28 protein-coding genes are annotated in these 17,265 nt (G+C 66.5%); 1 reads left to right on the top strand and 27 read right to left on the bottom strand.

Features of this window, described 5'->3' with window-relative positions; genetic code table 11:
• Positions 1 to 13 precede the first annotated feature (13 nt).
• Positions 14 to 2,029 (top strand): O-linked N-acetylglucosamine transferase, SPINDLY family protein, encoded by a 2,016-nt coding sequence (locus tag BUQ68_RS13965; RefSeq protein ID WP_075216608.1) that lies wholly within the window; start codon positions 14 to 16, stop codon positions 2,027 to 2,029.
• A 131-nt stretch (positions 2,030 to 2,160) separates the two neighbouring features.
• On the opposite strand, the gene rplQ is transcribed toward BUQ68_RS13965, so the two are convergent.
• The 27 genes from rplQ to rpsJ all read right to left on the bottom strand — a co-directional run bounded on the left by rplQ (position 2,161) and on the right by rpsJ (position 17,165).
• The gene (gene rplQ / locus BUQ68_RS13960) at positions 2,161 to 2,586 is read right to left on the bottom strand and encodes a 50S ribosomal protein L17 (RefSeq protein WP_075216607.1); all 426 of its coding nucleotides are present in this window, start codon (positions 2,584 to 2,586) and stop codon (positions 2,161 to 2,163) included.
• Between the two features lie 99 nt (positions 2,587 to 2,685).
• Positions 2,686 to 3,708, bottom strand: a complete 1,023-nt coding sequence (locus BUQ68_RS13955) for a DNA-directed RNA polymerase subunit alpha (protein WP_075216606.1) — start codon at positions 3,706 to 3,708, stop codon at positions 2,686 to 2,688.
• Positions 3,709 to 3,824: 116 nt separating this feature from the next.
• Complete coding sequence (gene rpsK / locus BUQ68_RS13950) at positions 3,825 to 4,214, bottom strand: 30S ribosomal protein S11 (RefSeq protein WP_075216605.1); 390 nt, start codon at positions 4,212 to 4,214, stop codon at positions 3,825 to 3,827.
• Between the two features lie 262 nt (positions 4,215 to 4,476).
• The gene (gene rpsM / locus BUQ68_RS13945; RefSeq protein ID WP_075216604.1) at positions 4,477 to 4,845 is read right to left on the bottom strand and encodes a 30S ribosomal protein S13; all 369 of its coding nucleotides are present in this window, start codon (positions 4,843 to 4,845) and stop codon (positions 4,477 to 4,479) included.
• A gap of 384 nt (positions 4,846 to 5,229) precedes the next feature.
• On the bottom strand, positions 5,230 to 5,823 hold the full coding sequence (locus BUQ68_RS13940; RefSeq protein ID WP_075216603.1) for an adenylate kinase: 594 nt from the start codon (positions 5,821 to 5,823) through the stop codon (positions 5,230 to 5,232).
• Entirely contained in the window at positions 5,820 to 7,151 is a 1,332-nt protein-coding gene (gene secY, locus BUQ68_RS13935; protein ID WP_075216602.1) for a preprotein translocase subunit SecY, read from the bottom strand. Before secY ends, BUQ68_RS13940 begins: the two co-directional genes overlap by 4 nt.
• A gap of 319 nt (positions 7,152 to 7,470) precedes the next feature.
• Positions 7,471 to 7,947 (bottom strand): 50S ribosomal protein L15, encoded by a 477-nt coding sequence (rplO, locus tag BUQ68_RS13930; RefSeq protein ID WP_075216601.1) that lies wholly within the window; start codon positions 7,945 to 7,947, stop codon positions 7,471 to 7,473.
• 29 nt (positions 7,948 to 7,976) lie between these two features.
• Positions 7,977 to 8,180: a 50S ribosomal protein L30 gene (gene rpmD / locus BUQ68_RS13925; protein ID WP_075216600.1), complete on the bottom strand. Its 204-nt coding sequence runs from the start codon at positions 8,178 to 8,180 to the stop codon at positions 7,977 to 7,979.
• A gap of 58 nt (positions 8,181 to 8,238) precedes the next feature.
• A complete protein-coding gene (gene rpsE, locus BUQ68_RS13920; protein ID WP_075216599.1) occupies positions 8,239 to 8,805 on the bottom strand; it encodes a 30S ribosomal protein S5 in 567 nt (188 codons plus the stop codon).
• Positions 8,806 to 8,833: 28 nt separating this feature from the next.
• Entirely contained in the window at positions 8,834 to 9,193 is a 360-nt protein-coding gene (gene rplR, locus BUQ68_RS13915; protein ID WP_075216598.1) for a 50S ribosomal protein L18, read from the bottom strand.
• A 9-nt stretch (positions 9,194 to 9,202) separates the two neighbouring features.
• Positions 9,203 to 9,739 carry a 50S ribosomal protein L6 gene (gene rplF / locus BUQ68_RS13910; RefSeq protein WP_075216597.1) on the bottom strand — a complete coding sequence of 179 codons (537 nt, stop codon included), beginning with the start codon at positions 9,737 to 9,739 and terminating at the stop codon, positions 9,203 to 9,205.
• Between the two features lie 29 nt (positions 9,740 to 9,768).
• Positions 9,769 to 10,164, bottom strand: a complete 396-nt coding sequence (rpsH, locus tag BUQ68_RS13905) for a 30S ribosomal protein S8 (protein WP_075216596.1) — start codon at positions 10,162 to 10,164, stop codon at positions 9,769 to 9,771.
• 13 nt (positions 10,165 to 10,177) lie between these two features.
• Positions 10,178 to 10,483, bottom strand: coding sequence for a 30S ribosomal protein S14 (gene rpsN / locus BUQ68_RS13900; RefSeq protein WP_075216595.1), 306 nt, complete (start codon positions 10,481 to 10,483; stop codon positions 10,178 to 10,180).
• 18 nt (positions 10,484 to 10,501) lie between these two features.
• A complete protein-coding gene (gene rplE, locus BUQ68_RS13895) occupies positions 10,502 to 11,059 on the bottom strand; it encodes a 50S ribosomal protein L5 (RefSeq protein ID WP_075216594.1) in 558 nt (185 codons plus the stop codon).
• Positions 11,052 to 11,369: a 50S ribosomal protein L24 gene (gene rplX / locus BUQ68_RS13890; protein ID WP_075216593.1), complete on the bottom strand. Its 318-nt coding sequence runs from the start codon at positions 11,367 to 11,369 to the stop codon at positions 11,052 to 11,054. The genes rplE and rplX overlap by 8 nt, the downstream gene beginning before the upstream one ends.
• A 2-nt stretch (positions 11,370 to 11,371) precedes the next feature.
• Positions 11,372 to 11,740, bottom strand: a complete 369-nt coding sequence (gene rplN, locus BUQ68_RS13885; RefSeq protein WP_075216592.1) for a 50S ribosomal protein L14 — start codon at positions 11,738 to 11,740, stop codon at positions 11,372 to 11,374.
• A gap of 84 nt (positions 11,741 to 11,824) precedes the next feature.
• The gene (rpsQ, locus tag BUQ68_RS13880) at positions 11,825 to 12,067 is read right to left on the bottom strand and encodes a 30S ribosomal protein S17 (RefSeq protein WP_075216768.1); all 243 of its coding nucleotides are present in this window, start codon (positions 12,065 to 12,067) and stop codon (positions 11,825 to 11,827) included.
• Positions 12,068 to 12,078: 11 nt separating this feature from the next.
• On the bottom strand, positions 12,079 to 12,279 hold the full coding sequence (gene rpmC, locus BUQ68_RS13875) for a 50S ribosomal protein L29 (RefSeq protein ID WP_075216591.1): 201 nt from the start codon (positions 12,277 to 12,279) through the stop codon (positions 12,079 to 12,081).
• Positions 12,280 to 12,450: 171 nt separating this feature from the next.
• The gene (rplP, locus tag BUQ68_RS13870; protein WP_075216590.1) at positions 12,451 to 12,864 is read right to left on the bottom strand and encodes a 50S ribosomal protein L16; all 414 of its coding nucleotides are present in this window, start codon (positions 12,862 to 12,864) and stop codon (positions 12,451 to 12,453) included.
• A 26-nt stretch (positions 12,865 to 12,890) separates the two neighbouring features.
• Positions 12,891 to 13,670: a 30S ribosomal protein S3 gene (gene rpsC, locus BUQ68_RS13865; RefSeq protein ID WP_075216589.1), complete on the bottom strand. Its 780-nt coding sequence runs from the start codon at positions 13,668 to 13,670 to the stop codon at positions 12,891 to 12,893.
• On the bottom strand, positions 13,670 to 14,050 hold the full coding sequence (gene rplV, locus BUQ68_RS13860; RefSeq protein ID WP_075216588.1) for a 50S ribosomal protein L22: 381 nt from the start codon (positions 14,048 to 14,050) through the stop codon (positions 13,670 to 13,672). The genes rpsC and rplV overlap by 1 nt, the downstream gene beginning before the upstream one ends.
• Before the next feature lies 1 nt (position 14,051).
• A complete protein-coding gene (rpsS, locus tag BUQ68_RS13855; RefSeq protein ID WP_075216587.1) occupies positions 14,052 to 14,330 on the bottom strand; it encodes a 30S ribosomal protein S19 in 279 nt (92 codons plus the stop codon).
• A gap of 12 nt (positions 14,331 to 14,342) precedes the next feature.
• Positions 14,343 to 15,182: a 50S ribosomal protein L2 gene (gene rplB / locus BUQ68_RS13850; RefSeq protein WP_075216586.1), complete on the bottom strand. Its 840-nt coding sequence runs from the start codon at positions 15,180 to 15,182 to the stop codon at positions 14,343 to 14,345.
• A gap of 19 nt (positions 15,183 to 15,201) precedes the next feature.
• Positions 15,202 to 15,495: a 50S ribosomal protein L23 gene (locus tag BUQ68_RS13845; protein WP_075216585.1), complete on the bottom strand. Its 294-nt coding sequence runs from the start codon at positions 15,493 to 15,495 to the stop codon at positions 15,202 to 15,204.
• Complete coding sequence (gene rplD, locus BUQ68_RS13840; protein ID WP_075216584.1) at positions 15,492 to 16,112, bottom strand: 50S ribosomal protein L4; 621 nt, start codon at positions 16,110 to 16,112, stop codon at positions 15,492 to 15,494. The genes BUQ68_RS13845 and rplD overlap by 4 nt, the downstream gene beginning before the upstream one ends.
• Positions 16,112 to 16,828, bottom strand: coding sequence for a 50S ribosomal protein L3 (gene rplC / locus BUQ68_RS13835; RefSeq protein ID WP_075216583.1), 717 nt, complete (start codon positions 16,826 to 16,828; stop codon positions 16,112 to 16,114). The genes rplD and rplC overlap by 1 nt, the downstream gene beginning before the upstream one ends.
• 28 nt (positions 16,829 to 16,856) lie before the next feature.
• A complete protein-coding gene (gene rpsJ, locus BUQ68_RS13830) occupies positions 16,857 to 17,165 on the bottom strand; it encodes a 30S ribosomal protein S10 (protein WP_026782425.1) in 309 nt (102 codons plus the stop codon).
• Positions 17,166 to 17,265: the final 100 nt, after the last annotated feature.

The following is a 17,265-nucleotide window of genomic DNA, read 5'->3' as shown; positions in this document are numbered from 1 at the left end:
GGAGCGGGATGTCATGACGAGTTCCAATACCCCGACGCCCCACTGGATCGAGGACGCCCTCGGCCTCATCGGCCGCGGTGCCCTCGGCGAGGCCGAGACGCTGACCAAGGCGCGGCTCGCCGACGCGCGGACGGCGGACGGGCTGCACGCCCTCGGCCTCATCCGCCTGGAGCAGGGGGACGTGAACGCCGCGCTGACGCTGCTGCGCGCCGCCGAGCACCTGCTGCCGACGCCGCGGCTTCTGCACAACCTCGCCACCGCGCTGGAACGCGCCGGCCGGGTGGACGAGGCGGTGCTTCTGGAACGCCGGCTGATCGAGGCGGCGCCGGACTATCTGCCGGCCTACCGTGGCCTCGCCAACCTGATGGTGCGGGCGGGCGACCTGCAGGCGGCCGCGGACGTGTGGGGCGTGATCGGCGCCCGGGCGGCGGAGGCGCGGGCGATCGACGTGGTGCAGACGGTGATCGCCAGCCTGAAGGGGCTCGGCCGGGTGCCGCGCAACTGGTCGCGGCTCGCCAACATGCTGCGGATCGACGGCCACGAGACCGAGGCGGTGGCCGTGCTGGACCTGCGGCTCGCCGACCAGCCGACGGACCTCGGCGCGCTGCTGATCAAGGCCATGACCCATCTGAAGGTGGTGCACGCCGGCGAGGCCGAGATCCGCGACCGGCGGGCGCGCTATGCGGGCGCGATGGAATACTTGGAGGCGCGCGTCGGGACGGCGGCGCCGGTGGATCTGGCGGCGGCGGCCGTGGAAGTGGGCATGGCCAAGCCCTTCTACCTTTCCTACCAGGGCGAGGACGACACGGAGCTGCAGAAGCGCTACGGCCGGATCGTCTCGGCCATGATGGCGGCGCGCTTTCCCGAGCCAGCGCCCCGGCCGCCGGCGGACCGGCCGCGCATCCGGGTGGGGTTCGTGTCGGCCTATTTCACCCTCCACTCCGTGTCGAAGCTCTTCCGCACCTGGATCCGCGACCTCGACCGGGAGCGGTTCGAAGTGATCGGCTACCAGCTCTCCACCGACGTGGACGCCTGCCGCGACGAGATCGCCGGATGGTGCGACCGGTTTGTTTCGGGCGACCGGGACGTGGCGGGCTGGCGGGAGGCGATCCTCGCCGATGCGCCGGACGTGCTGATCTACCCTGAGATCGGCATGCACACCCTGGCGGTGCAGCTCGGCTGCCAGCGGCTGGCGCCGGTGCAGGCGATGGCCTGGGGTCATCCGGTGACCTCCGGCTTTGCCAGCATGGACTATTTCCTGTCGAGCGCCCTGATGGAGCCAGAGGGCGGCGACGCGCACTATACGGAGACGCTGGTGCGCCTGCCGGGGCTCTCCATCGGCTACGACCCGCTGCCGATCGACGACGCCGTGATGGACCGCGCCGACCTCGGCCTGCGGGAGGACGCGGTCGTCTACGTGTGCTGCCAGTCGCTGTTCAAATACCTGCCGCGCCATGACGAGGTGTTCCTGGCGCTCGCCATGGCACTGCCGGACGCGCAGTTCCTCTTCATCGGCGCGGCGGGACAGCCGGCCACGGTGACGTTCCGGGCGCGGCTGGAGGCGGCCTTCCGCAAGGCGGCGCTCGACCCAGACCGGCACCTGGTGTTCGCGGACCCGGTGATGCCGGACCGCTTCCCGGCGCTGATCCGGGCGGGCGACGTCTATCTGGATTCGATCGGCTGGTCGGGCGGCAACACCACGCTGGAGGCGATCGCCTGCGACCTGCCGATCGTGACGCTGCCGACCGGGCTGATGCGCGGCCGCCACTCGGCCGGCATCCTCACTCAGATGGGCCTCGGCGACACGGTGGCGACGGATGTGGTGGACTACATGACGCGCGCCGTGCGGCTGGCAGACCCGGAGGCGCGTGCCGCGCTGGTGGAGCGGCAGAAGGCGGCGCGCTTCAAGCTCTACGGCGACCAGCGGCCGGTGCGGGCGCTGGAGCGGATGCTGATCCGGGCGGTTGTGGAACGGCGGACGCCGCCGACGCTGGACGAGGCCGACCAGGGACTGTTCGCGCAGGGGTGAACGCGGCCGCAGCCGGATGTGGCCCCGATCACGCCTGCCGTCCGGGTTGCGCGCGCCCGCGCCGACATGAAAAAAGGGCGGCCGGAGCCGCCCTTGTTCTTTCGCAGATACCTGACCGCGCTGTCGATCGATCAGGCGGCTTCGGCTTCGGCGGTCGCCTCGGCGCGGGCCTTGTCGGCGGCGCCCTTGGCGTTGACGTCGCGATCGACGAACTCGATCACCGCCACCGGGGCCGAATCGCCGTAGCGGAAGCCGGCCTTCAGGATGCGCGTGTAGCCGCCGGAGCGGGCCTTGTAGCGCGGGCCGAGAATCTCGAAGAGCTTCTTGGCGGCGACTTCGTTGTTCTGCAGCTCGGCCACCAGCTGGCGGCGGGCGGCGAGGTCACCCTTCTTGGCGAGGGTGATGAGCTTCTCGACGATCGGACGCAGGTCCTTCGCCTTCGGCAGGGTGGTGACGATCTGCTCGTGCTCGACGAGCGAAGCCACCATGTTGGCGAACATCGCCTTGCGGTGGCTCTGGGTGCGGCTGAACCGACGGCCAGCAAAACCGTGACGCATGGCCTTCTCCTTCGTGTGTCTCTGTGCGCGGCATCACGCCGGGCGTGGGGTCGTTGGGTAAAGGAGCCGGCAGACCGGATGGACCGCCGGCGGCTCTCGTCAGTAGTTGTGGTCTTCATAGCGCTTGGCGAGATCCTCGATGTTCTCCGGCGGCCAGTTGGGCACTTCCATGCCGAGATGGAGACCCATCTGGGCGAGAACTTCCTTGATCTCGTTGAGCGACTTGCGGCCGAAGTTCGGCGTGCGGAGCATCTCCGCCTCGGACTTCTGGATCAGGTCGCCGATGTAGACGATGTTGTCGTTCTTCAGGCAGTTCGCCGAGCGGACCGACAGCTCCAGTTCGTCGACCTTCTTGAGCAGCGCCGGATTGAAGGCGAGTTCGGGGACCGACTCGACCTTGGTGTCCTTCTGCGGCTCTTCGAAGTTGACGAAGATGGACAGCTGGTCCTGCAGGATGCGGGCCGCGTAGGCGACCGCGTCGTCCGGCTTGACCGCGCCGTTCGTCTCCACCGTCAGGGTCAGCTTGTCGTAGTCGAGAACCTGACCCTCGCGGGTGTTCTCCACCTTGTAGCTGACCTTGCGCACCGGCGAGTAGAGGCTGTCGACCGGGATGAGCCCGATGGGAGCGTCTTCCGGACGGTTGCGCTCGGCGGCCACATAGCCTTTGCCGGTGTCGACGGTGAATTCCATGCGGATCTCCGCGCCCTCGTCGAGGGTGCAGATCACGAGGTCCGGGTTCAGGATCTCGATGTCGCCGACGGTCTGGATGTCACCGGCCACGACGACGCCCGGGCCCGACTTGCGCACGACCATGCGCTTCGGACCCTGGCCCTGCATCTTGACCGCGATCTCCTTGATGTTAAGGACGATGTCGGTCACGTCCTCGCGCACGCCGGCGATCGAGGAGAACTCGTGCAGCACGCCGTCGATCTGCACCGCCGTCACCGCCGCACCCTGCAGCGACGACAGCAGCACGCGACGCAGCGCGTTGCCGAGGGTGAGGCCGAAACCACGCTCCAGCGGCTCGGCGACCACGGTCGCGACCCGCTTCGGATCGCGGCTCTGCGCAACCTCGAGCTTGTTCGGCTTGATGAGCTCCTGCCAGTTCTTCTGGATGCTCACGATGATACCCTTTCCTTGAGAGCGGACGGGCGAGCCCCATTCTGTCGGACCCGTCACCGCCGCTCGAAACGGCAGAACCGGTGCTCCTCAAGAGCACCGGGCATTCCCGGCGATCGTCAGACGCGACGACGCTTGCGCGGGCGGCAGCCGTTGTGCGGGATCGGGGTCACGTCGCGGATCGACGTGACCAGGAAACCGGCCGCCTGCAGCGCGCGGAGCGCGGACTCGCGCCCGGAACCCGGGCCACGGACCTCGACCTCGAGGGTCTTCACGCCGTGCTCGCTCGCCTTGCGGGCGGCATCCTCGGCGGCCATCTGGGCGGCGTAGGGGGTCGACTTGCGCGAACCCTTGAAGCCCATGGTGCCCGACGACGACCAGGAGATGGTGTTGCCCTGGGCGTCCGTGATGGTGATCATGGTGTTGTTGAAGGTCGAATTCACATGGGCGATGCCCGACGTGATGTTCTTGCGCTCGCGGCGACGAACGCGTGCAGCTTCCTTAGCCATCCGTGGTCTCTCTTATTCCTTGATGGACGATCTCGACACCGCCGTAGTTCCAGCGGCTACACCGGAGCGCACGCCAACAGTCCTCAACTCGCGCACCGGAAATGTGATCCCGGACTCCGCCGAAACGGCCCCGGACGACGGAAGACCCGCCGTGAACGCAAACAAGGCCCGGATCGCGATCAAGACCGCGACACCGGCGCCAGGCCCGCACGCATGACAGAACGGCGCCTCGATCCCGAGCCGCCGCCCCGACACGCGAAACTTACTTCTTCTTGCCCGCGATCGCCTTCGCCGGACCCTTGCGGGTGCGGGCGTTGGTGTGCGTGCGCTGACCGCGGACCGGGAGACCGCGACGATGACGCAGGCCGCGGTAGCAGCCGAGGTCCATCAGGCGCTTGATGTTCATCGCGGTGTCGCGACGAAGGTCACCCTCGACCATGTAGTCGCGGTCGATGACTTCGCGGATCTGCAGCACTTCGGCGTCGCTCAGTTCGTTGACGCGACGCTCGATCGGCACACCGACCTTCTCCAGGATCTCGGACGCGAACTTCGGGCCGATGCCGTGGATGTACTGGAGCGCGATCAGAACGCGCTTGCCGGTGGGGATGTTGACGCCTGCAATACGGGCCACTGTGTTCTTCTCCTGTCGTCGCGGGAGGCATGCTCGCCGCTCCCTCCCGCCGACGGGGCGATGCGCCCGCAAGGGAGGTCTTGTCTCATAAGCGGCTCGCAAAGCTCGGACGGGTCCGACCATTGCGAGCGTCACGGCCCGACCGGCCGGTGCCCGTTCGGGCTAGCCTGCGCTCCCGACGCCCTGACAGGTCAGATCGTCGCGAGCTTGGGTCTCAAGCACGAGGCCGGGGCCGCATGCCGCCGCCGCAGGATCGGATTGCTCCAACCGCAAACGCGCGACGATGCCCCGACCGTGCATGGATCGTGGATAGGTGCGGGTTGATAAACGACCCGCCCTCGCCCGTCAACCGATTCCGCGCCGAAACGCCGGAAACGGGCTGCCTCAAGCCGACACGGCCTCGTCCAGGATGGCGGCGATCGAGGCCGATACCTGGTCGATCGGCGCCATGCCGTCCACGGTCCGCAGAAGCCCCCTCTCCCGGTAGTAGGGGGAGAGCGCCGCCGTGAGGCTGGCGAACTCCTGCAGGCGCTTGGTGAAGACCTCCGGATTGTCATCCTTGCGGACGGGCAGGCCGGCGGCCTCGGTGTCCTTCGCGCGCTGGACGATGCGGCCGACCAGCTTGTCGTTGTCGACCTTGAACTCGATCACGGCGTCGAGCTTCAGGCCCTTCTGCTTCAGCATGGCGTCGAGCGCTTCCGCCTGGGCGATGGTGCGCGGAAAGCCGTCGAGCACGAAGCCCTTGCGGGCGTCCGGCTCCTCGATGCGGTCCGCCACGATGCCGATGACGATCTCGTCGGAGACGAGCTGGCCGGCATCCATGACGGCCTTGGCCTTGAGGCCGACCTCGGTCCCCGCGGCGACGGCCGCCCGCAGCATGTCACCGGTGGAGAGCTGCACGATCCCGTGCCGCTCGACCAGACGCTGCGCCTGCGTTCCCTTGCCCGCGCCCGGTGGTCCGAGCAAAATCAGCCTCATCGACGCCTCCCCCGCAGTTTCGACTTCTTGATCAGCCCCTCGTACTGGTGCGCGAGCAGGTGTCCCTGGATCTGCGCGACCGTATCCATCGTGACGCTGACCACGATGAGGAGAGACGTCCCCCCGAAATAGAACGGAACGCCCGTGGCCGATATGAGAAATTCGGGTAAGAGGCAGACCACCACCAGGTAGGCCGCGCCGATCACCGTGATGCGGGTGAGCACGTGGTCGATGAACTCGGCGGTGCGCTCGCCCGGGCGGATGCCGGGGATGAAGCCGCCGTGCTTCTTCAGGTTCTCCGCCGTTTCGGTCGGGTTGAACACGATCGCCGTGTAGAAGAAGGCGAAGAAGACGATCATGCCGCCGTAGAGCAGCATGTAGAGCGGCTGCCCATGGCCGAGGAGCGTCGTCGTCGTCTGCAGCCAGCCCGGTTCGCCCGTGCCGGCAAAACCCGCCAGCGTGGCGGGGACGAGCAGCAGCGAGGAGGCGAAGATCGGCGGGATGACGCCGGCGGTGTTGAGCTTCAGCGGCAGATGGCTGGAATCGCCCTGGAACATCCGGTTGCCGACCTGGCGCTTCGGATACTGGATGATCAGCCGGCGCTGCGCCCGCTCCACGAACACGATGGCGGCGATCACCACCACGGCGAGGATGATCACGCCGATGATGATGGGCGTGCCGAGCGCGCCCTGGCGACCGAGCTCCAGCATGCCCGCGAGCGCCGACGGCAGCGCCGCCACGATGCCGGCGAAGATGATGAGCGACGTGCCCTGGCCGACGCCGCGGGCGGTGATCTGCTCGCCGAGCCACATCAGGAACATGGTGCCACCGACGAGGGTGATCACCGTGGACACGATGAAGAACGGACCCGGATCCAGCACCAGACCGCCGGAATTCTGCAGGCCGACGGCGATGCCATAGGCCTGGAAGGTGCCGAGAATCACGGTCAGGTAGCGGGTGTACTGGTTGATCTTCTTGCGGCCGGCCTCGCCCTCCTTCTTGAGGGCCTCCAGCGACGGCACCACGCTCGTCATCAGCTGCACGATGATCGACGCGGAGATGTAGGGCATGATGCCCAGCGCGAAGATCGCCATGCGCTCCACGGCGCCGCCGGCGAACATGTTGAAGAGGCCGAGGATGCCCTGGCTCTGCTGCTGGAACGCCTGGCGGAGCGCTTCGAGGTCGACGCCGGGGATGGGGATGTAGGTGCCGAGGCGATAGATCACCAGAGCGCCGAGCGTGAACCAGATCCGCTTCTTCAGCTCTTCCGCCTTGGCGAAAGCCCCGAAATTCAGATTGGCTGCAAGCTGTTCTGCCGCAGAAGCCATGTGTCACTCCGTCCACAGAGGACAAGTCGTCGAAAACGCGGGATCCGGCCGGCGCACCAACGCCCCTCTTCGGGGTCCGTCGATGCCGCCTGCCGTCTCGTGAGCCGTTTGCCGTTCGCCGGCGGCGCGGACCACTGAGCCGAGTGCCAGCCGGACGAGCCGCCCTGCCCTGCCGCCCCTTGCGGCGGCCGCGGACGACCGGTGGAAGCTGACGCCCATATAGGTGGCGCGCCAGAACGGAATAAGCCCCCGGGCGCGTCGATGGCAAGGCCCACCCGGCGGGTGTGCCCCTTCGACGCCCCCGAGGGCCTTGATCCGATCAGGCCTCGGCCGGAGCCGGGGCCGCCTGGACGGTTATGGTGCCGCCGGCCTTCTCGATCGCCGCAACCGCAGGCGCCGAGGCGCCGGCCACGTCGAAGGTGACGGCCGTGGTGAGGGTGCCGCCGAGGATCCGCACGCCGTCCTTGACGCGGCGGATGAGGCCGGCCGCCTTCAGAACGTCCGCGGTGATCGGGGTGCCCTTGTCGAGCACGCCAGCGTCGAGCGCCTTCTGGATGCGATCCAGGCCGACTTCGTTGAAGTCCTTGGCGAAGATGTTGTTGAAGCCGCGCTTCGGCAGGCGCCGATGCAGCGGCATCTGGCCACCTTCGAAGCCCTTGATGGAAACGCCCGACCGCGAGGTCTGGCCCTTCACACCACGGCCGCCGGTCTTGCCCTTGCCGGAGCCGATGCCGCGACCGACCCGCATGCGGTTCTTCGTGGCGCCGGGATTGTCCCTGAGCTCGTTGAGCTTCATGTCCTTCAGTCCTTCCGACCGGTGGTTTCTCAGGCCTCGTCCACGACGCGGACGAGATGCTGGACCTTCGCGATCATGCCGCGCACCGCAGGGGTATCCTGCAGCACCGCGCGGCGATGGAGCTTGTTGAGGCCGAGGCCGATCAGCGTGGCGCGCTGCTCGGACGGCCGACGGATGGGGCTGCCCGTCTGTTCGACGGTGACGGTCTTGCCCGCGGTTTCAGTGGTCGACATCTGTCAGATCCTTGGCAGAGACGGCGGGCACCCGGAGGGCACCCGCCTCGTCCGTCGATCAGGCCTCGGCCGCCACCGCATCCGGATCCACGTCGCGACGACGGGACTGGAGGGCGGAGACCTTGAGACCCCGGCGAGCCGCGACCGAGCGCGGGCTGTCTTCACGGGCGAGCGCATCGAAGGTCGCGCGCACCATGTTGTACGGGTTGGACGAGCCGAGCGACTTCGTCACGATGTCCTGGACGCCCAGGGCCTCGAAGACGGCGCGCATCGGACCGCCGGCGATGATGCCGGTACCGGCCGGAGCCGCCCGGAGCACCACGCGGCCCGCGCCCCAACGACCGTTGGTGTCGTGGTGCAGGGTGCGGCCTTCGCGCAGCGGCACGCGGACCAGCGCCCGCTTGGCGGCTTCCGTCGCCTTGCGGATGGCTTCCGGCACTTCGCGCGCCTTGCCGTGGCCGTAGCCGACCCGGCCCTTCTGGTCGCCGACGACGACGAGGGCGGCGAAACCGAAGCGCCGGCCGCCCTTCACCACCTTGGCGACGCGGTTGATGTGAACCAGGCGGTCGACGAATTCGCTGTCGCGCTCTTCCCGGTCCCGATTGTTGCGATCACGTTCAGCCATGTTTTTCTCTCTCTCGGGTCCGGGACCGTCAGAAGTCCAGGCCGCCCTCGCGGGCGGCGTCGGCAAGCGCCTTGACGCGGCCGTGATAGAGGAACTGGCCGCGATCGAACACGACCTTCGTGACGCCGGCCGCGAGCGCACGCTCGGCGATCAGCTTGCCGATGGCCGCCGCGGCGTCCTTGTCGGCGCCGCTCTTCAGATCTTCGCGGAGCGACTTGTCGAGCGACGACGCCGCGGCGAGCGTGGCGCCCGCCGTGTCGTCGATCACCTGGGCGTAGATGTGACGCCCGGTGCGGTGCACGCTGAGGCGGGGGCGACCGTAAGCCACCGCCTTGATCGACCGGCGCACGCGAGCGCGGCGACGACCGTTACCAATGAGCTTAGCCATGGCCGACCCTTACTTCTTCTTGCCTTCCTTGCGGACGATCACCTCGTCCGAGTACCGGACGCCCTTGCCCTTGTAGGGCTCCGGCGGACGGAACTTGCGGATTTCGGCGGCCACCTGTCCCACGCGCTGGGCGTCGATGCCGGAGATGTTGATCTCCGTCGGCTTCGGCGTGGTGATGGTGATGCCCTCAGGAATGGGATAGATGACGTCGTGGCTGTAGCCGAGCGACAGGTTCAGGTTCTTGCCCTGAACCGCCGCCTTGTAGCCGACGCCGGTGATCTCGAGCTTGCGGTCGAACCCGGTCGTCACCCCTTTGAAGAGGTTGGCGATCTGGGTCCGGGACATGCCCCAGCTGGCGCGTGCCGGCTTGGACTCGTCCTTCGGGTCGACCTTGATCGAGCCGTCCGCGTCCTTGGAGACGAGAACGAGATCGTTGACGAGGAACTTTAGCTGACCCTTCGGCCCCTTGGCCACCACGGTCTGCCCGTCGATATCGGCCGTGACCCCCTTGGGGACCGGGACGGCCTTCTTTCCAATGCGAGACATTGTGAAATTCCGTTGCCAGTCTGGAGTGGTCAGAACACGCGCAGGAGAATCTCGCCGCCGACGTTCTTCTCGCGGGCCTCGTGGTCGGCCATCACACCCTGGGGGGTGGAGAGGATCGACACGCCGAGGCCGTTGGCCACGCGGGGGAGGTTCTTCACGGACGCGTACACGCGCCGACCCGGCTTGGAGACACGCTCCAGGGTCCGGATCACAGGCTCGCCGTCGTAGTACTTGAGTTCGATCTCGTACTCCGAACGACCGGCTTGCTCGACGGCGGCATAGCCACGGATGTAGCCCTCGGCGGCCAGGACATCGAGGACGTTGCCGCGCAGCTTGGAAGCCGGCGTCACGACCTTGGACATCTTGCGCATCTGGGCGTTGCGAATACGGGTGAGCATATCACCCAAAGGATCGGTCATGGACATGGGACCGTTCTCCTTACCAGCTCGACTTCACGAGGCCCGGGATGAGGCCCTGCGAACCCAGCTCACGCAGGGCAATGCGGCTCATCTTGAGCTTGCGGTAGTAGGCGCGCGGACGGCCCGTGACTTCGCAGCGGTTGCGAATGCGGACGGCGGCGGAGTTGCGCGGCAGTTCGGCCAGCTTGAGGGTGGCGGCGAACCGCTCCTCGATGGGCAGCTCCTGGTTGGACACGATGTCCTTCAGGCTCTTCCGCTTGGCGGCGTACTGCTTCGTCAGCTTCTCGCGACGCTTGTTCTTCTCGATGGCGCTCTTCTTAGCCATGGTGTCTGAACCCTCTCGTCACTGCCGGAACGGGAAATTGAAGGCCTTGAGAAGCGCGCGCGCCTCGTCGTCGGACTTCGCCGTCGTGCAGACGATGATATCCATGCCCCAGATCTGATCGACCTTGTCGTAGACGATCTCCGGGAAGATGATGTGTTCCTTCACGCCCATGGCAAAGTTGCCGCGGCCGTCGAAGGACTTCGGGTTCAGACCCCGGAAGTCACGCACGCGGGGAAGCGCGATGGTGACCAGGCGGTCGAGGAACTCGTACATGCGGGTCTTGCGCAAGGTGACCTTGGCGCCGACGTTCATGCCCTCGCGGAGCTTGAAGGTGGCGATCGAGGTGCGGGCCTTGGTGATGACCGGCCGCTGGCCGGCGATCAGGGTGAGGTCGTTGACAGCCGAATTGATCTTCTTGCTGTCCGCGACCGTCTCGCCGACGCCCATGTTGATGACGACCTTATCGATCGCCGGGACTTCGAACGGGTTCTTGTAGCCGTACTGCTCGATGAGAGCCGGACGGATCGTCTCTTCGTAGGTGCGCTTGAGACGCGGCGCGTAGGTCGCCTCAGCCATCGATCGTCTCTCCAGAACGCTTGGCGACGCGGACCTTGCGGCCGTCGTCGAGAAGCTTGAATCCCACACGGGTCGCCTTGCCGTCCTTCGGATCGGCGATCGCGATGTTCGACAGGTGGATCGCCGCTTCCTTGGCGATGATGCCACCTTCCGACTGCGCGCTCTGGCGGGTGTGCTTGCGAACGATGTTGATGCCGCGAACCACGGCCCGTTCTTCCGTCGGACGGACTTCGACCACTTCGCCGGTCTTGCCCTTGTCCTTGCCGGTCAGAACGACGACCTTGTCGCCCTTCTTGATCTTGGCGGCCATTGTTAGAGAACCTCCGGGGCCAGCGAGATGATCTTCATGTGGTTCTTCGCGCGCAGTTCGCGCGGAACCGGTCCGAAGATACGGGTCCCGATCGGCTCCTTCTGATTGTTGATCAAAACGGCGGCGTTCCGGTCGAACCGGATCACCGAGCCGTCCGAGCGACGGATGTCCTTGGCCGTGCGGACCACGACCGCCTTCATCACGTCACCCTTCTTCACGCGACCACGAGGGATGGCCTCCTTCACCGAGACGACGATGATGTCGCCCACGGAGGCATACTTCCGCTTCGAGCCGCCGAGCACCTTGATGCACATGACACGACGGGCGCCGGAGTTGTCCGCCACGTCGAGGTTTGTTTGCATCTGAATCATGACTTGGCCGCCTTATCTTCTTCTCGTCCCTCCTGCCGTATCCGCAGCGGAAGGGGAAAACCAAACCAAACGCTCAGTTCGTCCTCAGCCGGCCTGTTCGGCCCCGACGACGATCCAGCGCTTGGTCTTGGAAATCGGACGGCTCTCCTCGATGAAGACCACGTCCCCGACCTTGTGCTGGTTCGTCTCGTCGTGCGCCTGGTACTGCTTGGACCGGCGCACGGTCTTCTTCAGCAGCGGATGGGTGAAGCGACGCTCCACCTTGACCACCACCGTCTTGTCGGTCTTGTCGCTGACGACGGTGCCCTGCAACACGCGCTTCGGCATCTTCGTCTCCTTCAAGCGTTCTCGGCCGTGCGCTTCTGGCGCAGGACCGTATGGATACGGGCGATATCGCGACGAACGACCCGCACCCGCGAGGTGTTCTCGAGCTGGCCCGTCGCCTTCTGGAAGCGCAGGTTGAACTGCTCTTTCTTCAGCTTCCCCAGCTCGTCCTCGAGCTGGTCGGGCGTCATCACCCGGACATCGTTCGCCTTCATCGTCTTTCTCGTCCTCAGTTGAGTCTGACGCGGATCAACGCCGGATCAGTCAAGCCGGCGCTCTTTTGCCGTGTCGTCATCAATAGTTCAAGCGTGTTTTACCGGCGGAACGGTATGTCCCGCCGGCATGGCTGCGCTGCCGCCCGAAAGCCGGGCAAGCCCGGCGCCGGATCACTCGGCGATACGCTGCACGAAACGCGTCTTGATCGGCAGCTTGGCGGCCCCCAGACGCAGCGCCTCGCGGGCTACATCCTCCGGAACACCATCGAGCTCGAACATGATGCGGCCCGGCTTGACCCGCGCCGCCCAGTATTCGGGCGAGCCCTTACCCTTGCCCATGCGGACTTCCGTCGGCTTGGCCGAGACCGGAACGTCCGGGAACACGCGGATCCAGACGCGGCCCTGACGCTTCATCTGGCGCGTGATCGCGCGGCGAGCCGCCTCGATCTGCCGGGCGGTGACCCGCTCCGGCTCCAGCGCCTTGAGCCCGAAGGCCCCGAAGTTCAGGTCCGTGCCGCCCTTGGCGACCCCGTGAATGCGGCCTTTGAAGGCCTTGCGGAATTTGGTGCGCTTCGGCTGAAGCATGACGCCTCTCCCGTGTCCTTACTGTGTCAGCCGTTGTCGCGATCGCGGTCGCGATCACGACGGCCACGGCCGCCGTCGCGGTCGCGATCCCGATCACGGTCGCGGCGACGTTCGCCGCTCGGACGATCACCGTCGCCGGCGCCTTCCATGGCGCGGCGCTCGGAGGCCATCGGGTCATGCTCCAGGATCTCGCCCTTGAACACCCAGACCTTGATGCCGTTAGTGCCATAGGCGGTGTGCGCCGTGGCGGTGCCGTAGTCGATGTCCGCGCGGAGGGTATGCAGGGGCACGCGGCCCTCGCGGTACCACTCCAGACGGGCGATCTCGGCGCCGCCGAGACGGCCGCCCGCGTTGATGCGGATGCCTTCGGCGCCGAGGCGCATGGCCGACTGCACGGCGCGCTTCATGGCGCGACGGAAGGCGACACGGCGCTCCAGCTGCTGGGCGATCGAGAGCGCGATCAGGTTCGCGTCCGTCTCCGGCTTGCGGACCTCAACGATGTTGAGGTGCACTTCGCTGTCGGTGAAGTCACCGATGCGCTTGCGCAGCTTCTCGATGTCGGCGCCCTTCTTGCCGATCACCACGCCCGGACGGGCGGTGTGGATCGTCACGCGGGCCTTGCGGTGCGGACGCTCGATGACGACCTTGGAAACCGCGGCCGCCTTGAGCTCGTCCATCAGCCACGCGCGGATCTTGATGTCCTCGTGCAGCAGCTTGCCGTACTCGCCCTTGTTGGCGAACCAGCGGGAGTCCCAGGTCCGGTTGATGCCGAGCCGCAGACCGATCGGATTGACTTTGTGACCCATCAGGCGGTCTCCTCGACTTCACGAACCACGATGGTCAGGTTCGAGAACGGCTTGTGGATAGAGCCGACGCGACCGCGGGCCCGCGGCGAGAAGCGCTTCATGACGAGCGCCTTGCCGACCCAGGCCTCCTTGACGACGAGGGCGTCGACGTCGAGGTCGTGGTTGTTCTCCGCGTTCGCGATCGCCGACATGAGCGTCTTCTTGACGTCGATGGCGATGCGCTTGCGCGAGAAGGTGAGGTCCGCGAGCGCCGTGGAAACCTTCTTGCCGCGGATCATCGCCGCGACCAGATTGAGCTTCTGCGGGCTGACGCGGATGTTGCGGGTGACCGCCTGCGCCTCGTTATCGGCGAGCGAGCGTTCGCGCTTCGGCTTGCCCATGTTACTTCCTCTTCGCCTTCTTGTCGGCGCCGTGACCATAGTAGGTCCGGGTCGGCGCGAACTCGCCGAACTTGTGACCGACCATGTCCTCGTTGACCGAGACCGGAATGTGCTTCTGCCCGTTGTAGACGCCGAACGTCAGTCCGACGAACTGGGGCAGGATCGTGGAGCGACGGCTCCAGATCTTGATCACTTCGTTGCGCCCGCCACCGCGAACGGTCTCCGCCTTCTTGAGGAGGTAGCCGTCGACGAACGGACCTTTCCATACAGAACGAGCCACGGTCGTTCTCCCTTAGTTGGTCTTCTTGCGCGCGTGACGGCTGCGCACGATGAACTTGTCGGTCGACTTGTTCGACCGGGTCTTCTTGCCCTTGGTCGGCTTGCCCCACGGGGTGACCGGATGACGGCCACCGGACGTGCGACCCTCGCCACCGCCGTGCGGATGGTCGATCGGGTTCATGGCCACGCCGCGGACGGTCGGACGGCGGCCGAGCCAGCGGCTGCGGCCGGCCTTGCCGATCGACACGTTCGCATGATCCGGGTTCGACACCGCGCCGATGGAGGCGAAGCAGGTGCCGAGGATCTTGCGCTGCTCGCCCGAATTCAGGCGAACGATGGCGTAACCCTGGTCACGACCGACCAGCTGGGCATAGGACCCGGCCGAGCGGGCGATCTGGCCACCCTTGCCCGGCTTCAGCTCCACATTGTGGATCAGCGTGCCGACCGGAATGGCCGAGAGCGGCATGGCGTTGCCGGGCTTCACGTCCGCCTGGGCGGAGGCGATCACCTGGTCGCCGACGGCAAGCCGCTGCGGGGCCAGGATGTAGCTCAGCTCGTCGTCCGCATAGCGCACCAGCGCGATGAAGGCGGTGCGGTTCGGGTCGTACTCGAGCCGCTCCACGGTCGCCACCACGTCGAGCTTGCGACGCTTGAAATCGACGATGCGGTAGGACCGCTTGTGCCCGCCGCCACGATCGAAGGCCGTGATCCGACCCTTGTTGTTGCGGCCGCCGCTCTTGTTCAGACCGTGCGTCAGCGTCTTGATCGGCGCGCCCTTGTGGAGCTCGCTGCGATCGACCAGGACCAGCTGTCGCTGGCCCGGCGTCGTCGGCTTGTAATGCTTCAGTGCCATTGTCGTCCTGCCAAGTCGCTCAGAGGCCGGTCGTCACGTCGATCGAATGCCCTTCCTCGAGCGTCACGATCGCCTTCTTCACGTCCGACTGGGTGCCGAGAACGCCGCGGAAGCGCTTCACCTTGCCCTTGCGGATGAGCGTGTTGACGCTCTTGACCTTGACGGAGAAGAGCTGCTCGACGGCAGCCTTGATCTCCGGCTTGGTCGCCGTCTTGGCAACGTTGAAGACCACCTTGTTGTTTTCCGCCTGGATGGTCGCCTTTTCGGTGATCACCGGGCTGCGGATGATGTCGTAGTGCTTCAGGGTGCTCATTTGAACCGCTCCTCGAGCGCCGACACCGCCGCCTTGGTCAGCACCAGCGTCTCGCGACGCAGGATGTCGTACACGTTGATGCCCTGGACCGGCAGCACGTCCACGTTCGGGATGGCGCGGGCCGCGAGGCGGAAGGCCTCCTGCGGCTCGGCGCCGTCGACGATGAGCGCGTTGGTGAGACCGAGACCCGCCAGCTTGGCCAGCAGGAACTTGGTCTTGGCTTCCGCCGCGACCGCCTCGTCGAGAACCAGGATGTTGGCACCCTTGGCCTTGGACGAGAGCGCCAGCTTGAGGCCGAGGGCACGGACCTTCTTGGGCAGGTCGTGCGCATGGCTGCGAACAACCGGACCGAAGGCCTTGCCGCCGCCGCGGAACTGCGGCGCCGCCTTGTTGCCGTGACGGGCGCCACCGGTGCCCTTCTGGCGGTACATCTTCTTGCCGGTCTTGTTGACCTCGGTCCGGGTCAGCGTCTTGTGGGTGCCGGCCTGGCGCTTGGCCAGCTGCCAGCGCACCACGCGCTGAAGGATGTCGGCGCGCGGCTCGAGACCGAAGATCTCGTCGGCGAGCGCGACCGTGCCGGCGCTGGCGCCGTCGAGGGTCTTGACTTCGAGTTCCATCACTCACCTGCCTCCGCGGTCGCCGGAACGGCGGCGCCGTCCGTCTTGCGGAACTTGCCCGGGGTCGGCACGCCGTCCGGAAGCTTCTTCTTGACCGCGTCGCGGACGAGGATCCAGCCGCCCTTGGCGCCCGGAACCGCACCCTCGACCAGGATCAGACCGCGCTCCACGTCGGTGCGGACGATCTTGAGGTTCTGGGTGGTCACCCGCTCGTCGCCCATGTGACCGGCCATCTTCTTGTTCTTGAAGACCTTGCCGGGATCCTGGCGCTGACCGGTCGAACCGTGCACGCGATGCGACAGCGAGTTGCCGTGCGTCGCGCGGCCGCCGGAGAAGTTCCAGCGCTTCATCGGACCGGCGAAGCCCTTGCCGATCGAGGTGCCGGTCACGTCCACGTACTGGCCGGTGACGAAGTGATCCGCCGTGATTTCGGCGCCGACTTCGATCATGTTGTCCGGCGTGACGCGGAACTCGACCACCTCTCGCTTCGGCTCGACGTTCGCCACGGCGAAATGACCGCGCATGGCCTTCGAGACGTTCTTGACCTTGACCTTACCGGCGCCAAGCTGCAGCGCGGTATAGCCGTTCTTTTCTTCCGTCCGGTGGGCGACGACCTGGCAGTTCTCAAGCTTGAGAACCGTCACCGGGACGTGCTCGCCCGCGTCGTTGTAGACGCGGGTCATGCCCACCTTCTGTGCGATGACACCTGAGCGCATGGCGTTCTCTCTCAACACGGCCCGTCGATCAGAGCTTGATCTCGACGTCCACGCCGGCCGCCAGATCGAGCTTCATCAGCGCGTCGACGGTCTGCGGGGTCGGATCGATGATGTCCAAGAGGCGCTTGTGGGTGCGCATCTCGAACTGCTCGCGGCTCTTCTTGTCGATGTGCGGCGAACGGTTCACGGTGAACTTCTCGATCCGCGTCGGCAGCGGAACGGGTCCACGAACCTGCGCGCCGGTCCGCTTCGCCGTGTTGACGATCTCGCGGGTCGAAGCATCGAGGATACGATGATCGAACGCCTTGAGCCGGATACGGATATTCTGGCCGTTCATTGTCTTGACTACCTTGTGAGACGAAGCACGGGCACGACCCGTGCCCCGTCCTGGCTTGACCTTACTCGATGATGGACGCGACCACGCCCGCACCGACGGT

Source organism: Mongoliimonas terrestris (assembly GCF_001927285.1).
In the GTDB taxonomy this organism is placed as follows: domain Bacteria; phylum Pseudomonadota; class Alphaproteobacteria; order Rhizobiales; family Pleomorphomonadaceae; genus Chthonobacter; species Chthonobacter terrestris.
The sequence above is the reverse complement of the archived record's forward strand: the minus strand, read 5'-3'. Positions and strand labels throughout refer to the sequence as shown.

Bases quoted from the DNA above. Each gene is read 5' to 3' on its own strand.
- BUQ68_RS13965 (WP_075216608.1), top strand. From the start codon at position 14: ATGACGAGTTCCAATACCCCGACGCCCCACTGGATCGAGGACGCCCTC.
- rplQ (WP_075216607.1), bottom strand. From the start codon at position 2,586: ATGCGTCACGGTTTTGCTGGCCGTCGGTTCAGCCGCACCCAGAGCCAC.
- rpsK (WP_075216605.1), bottom strand. From the start codon at position 4,214: ATGGCTAAGGAAGCTGCACGCGTTCGTCGCCGCGAGCGCAAGAACATC.
- BUQ68_RS13940 (WP_075216603.1), bottom strand. From the start codon at position 5,823: ATGAGGCTGATTTTGCTCGGACCACCGGGCGCGGGCAAGGGAACGCAG.
- secY (WP_075216602.1), bottom strand. From the start codon at position 7,151: ATGGCTTCTGCGGCAGAACAGCTTGCAGCCAATCTGAATTTCGGGGCT.
- rplO (WP_075216601.1), bottom strand. From the start codon at position 7,947: ATGAAGCTCAACGAGCTCAGGGACAATCCCGGCGCCACGAAGAACCGC.
- rpmD (WP_075216600.1), bottom strand. From the start codon at position 8,180: ATGTCGACCACTGAAACCGCGGGCAAGACCGTCACCGTCGAACAGACG.
- rpsE (WP_075216599.1), bottom strand. From the start codon at position 8,805: ATGGCTGAACGTGATCGCAACAATCGGGACCGGGAAGAGCGCGACAGC.
- rplR (WP_075216598.1), bottom strand. From the start codon at position 9,193: ATGGCTAAGCTCATTGGTAACGGTCGTCGCCGCGCTCGCGTGCGCCGG.
- rplF (WP_075216597.1), bottom strand. From the start codon at position 9,739: ATGTCTCGCATTGGAAAGAAGGCCGTCCCGGTCCCCAAGGGGGTCACG.
- rpsH (WP_075216596.1), bottom strand. From the start codon at position 10,164: ATGTCCATGACCGATCCTTTGGGTGATATGCTCACCCGTATTCGCAAC.
- rpsN (WP_075216595.1), bottom strand. From the start codon at position 10,483: ATGGCTAAGAAGAGCGCCATCGAGAAGAACAAGCGTCGCGAGAAGCTG.
- rplE (WP_075216594.1), bottom strand. From the start codon at position 11,059: ATGGCTGAGGCGACCTACGCGCCGCGTCTCAAGCGCACCTACGAAGAG.
- rplX (WP_075216593.1), bottom strand. From the start codon at position 11,369: ATGGCCGCCAAGATCAAGAAGGGCGACAAGGTCGTCGTTCTGACCGGC.
- rplN (WP_075216592.1), bottom strand. From the start codon at position 11,740: ATGATTCAGATGCAAACAAACCTCGACGTGGCGGACAACTCCGGCGCC.
- rpsQ (WP_075216768.1), bottom strand. From the start codon at position 12,067: ATGCCGAAGCGCGTGTTGCAGGGCACCGTCGTCAGCGACAAGACCGAC.
- rpmC (WP_075216591.1), bottom strand. From the start codon at position 12,279: ATGAAGGCGAACGATGTCCGGGTGATGACGCCCGACCAGCTCGAGGAC.
- rplP (WP_075216590.1), bottom strand. From the start codon at position 12,864: ATGCTTCAGCCGAAGCGCACCAAATTCCGCAAGGCCTTCAAAGGCCGC.
- rpsC (WP_075216589.1), bottom strand. From the start codon at position 13,670: ATGGGTCACAAAGTCAATCCGATCGGTCTGCGGCTCGGCATCAACCGG.
- rplV (WP_075216588.1), bottom strand. From the start codon at position 14,050: ATGGGCAAGCCGAAGCGCGAACGCTCGCTCGCCGATAACGAGGCGCAG.
- rplB (WP_075216586.1), bottom strand. From the start codon at position 15,182: ATGGCACTGAAGCATTACAAGCCGACGACGCCGGGCCAGCGACAGCTG.
- BUQ68_RS13845 (WP_075216585.1), bottom strand. From the start codon at position 15,495: ATGAGCACCCTGAAGCACTACGACATCATCCGCAGCCCGGTGATCACC.
- rplD (WP_075216584.1), bottom strand. From the start codon at position 16,112: ATGGAACTCGAAGTCAAGACCCTCGACGGCGCCAGCGCCGGCACGGTC.
- rplC (WP_075216583.1), bottom strand. From the start codon at position 16,828: ATGCGCTCAGGTGTCATCGCACAGAAGGTGGGCATGACCCGCGTCTAC.
- rpsJ (WP_026782425.1), bottom strand. From the start codon at position 17,165: ATGAACGGCCAGAATATCCGTATCCGGCTCAAGGCGTTCGATCATCGT.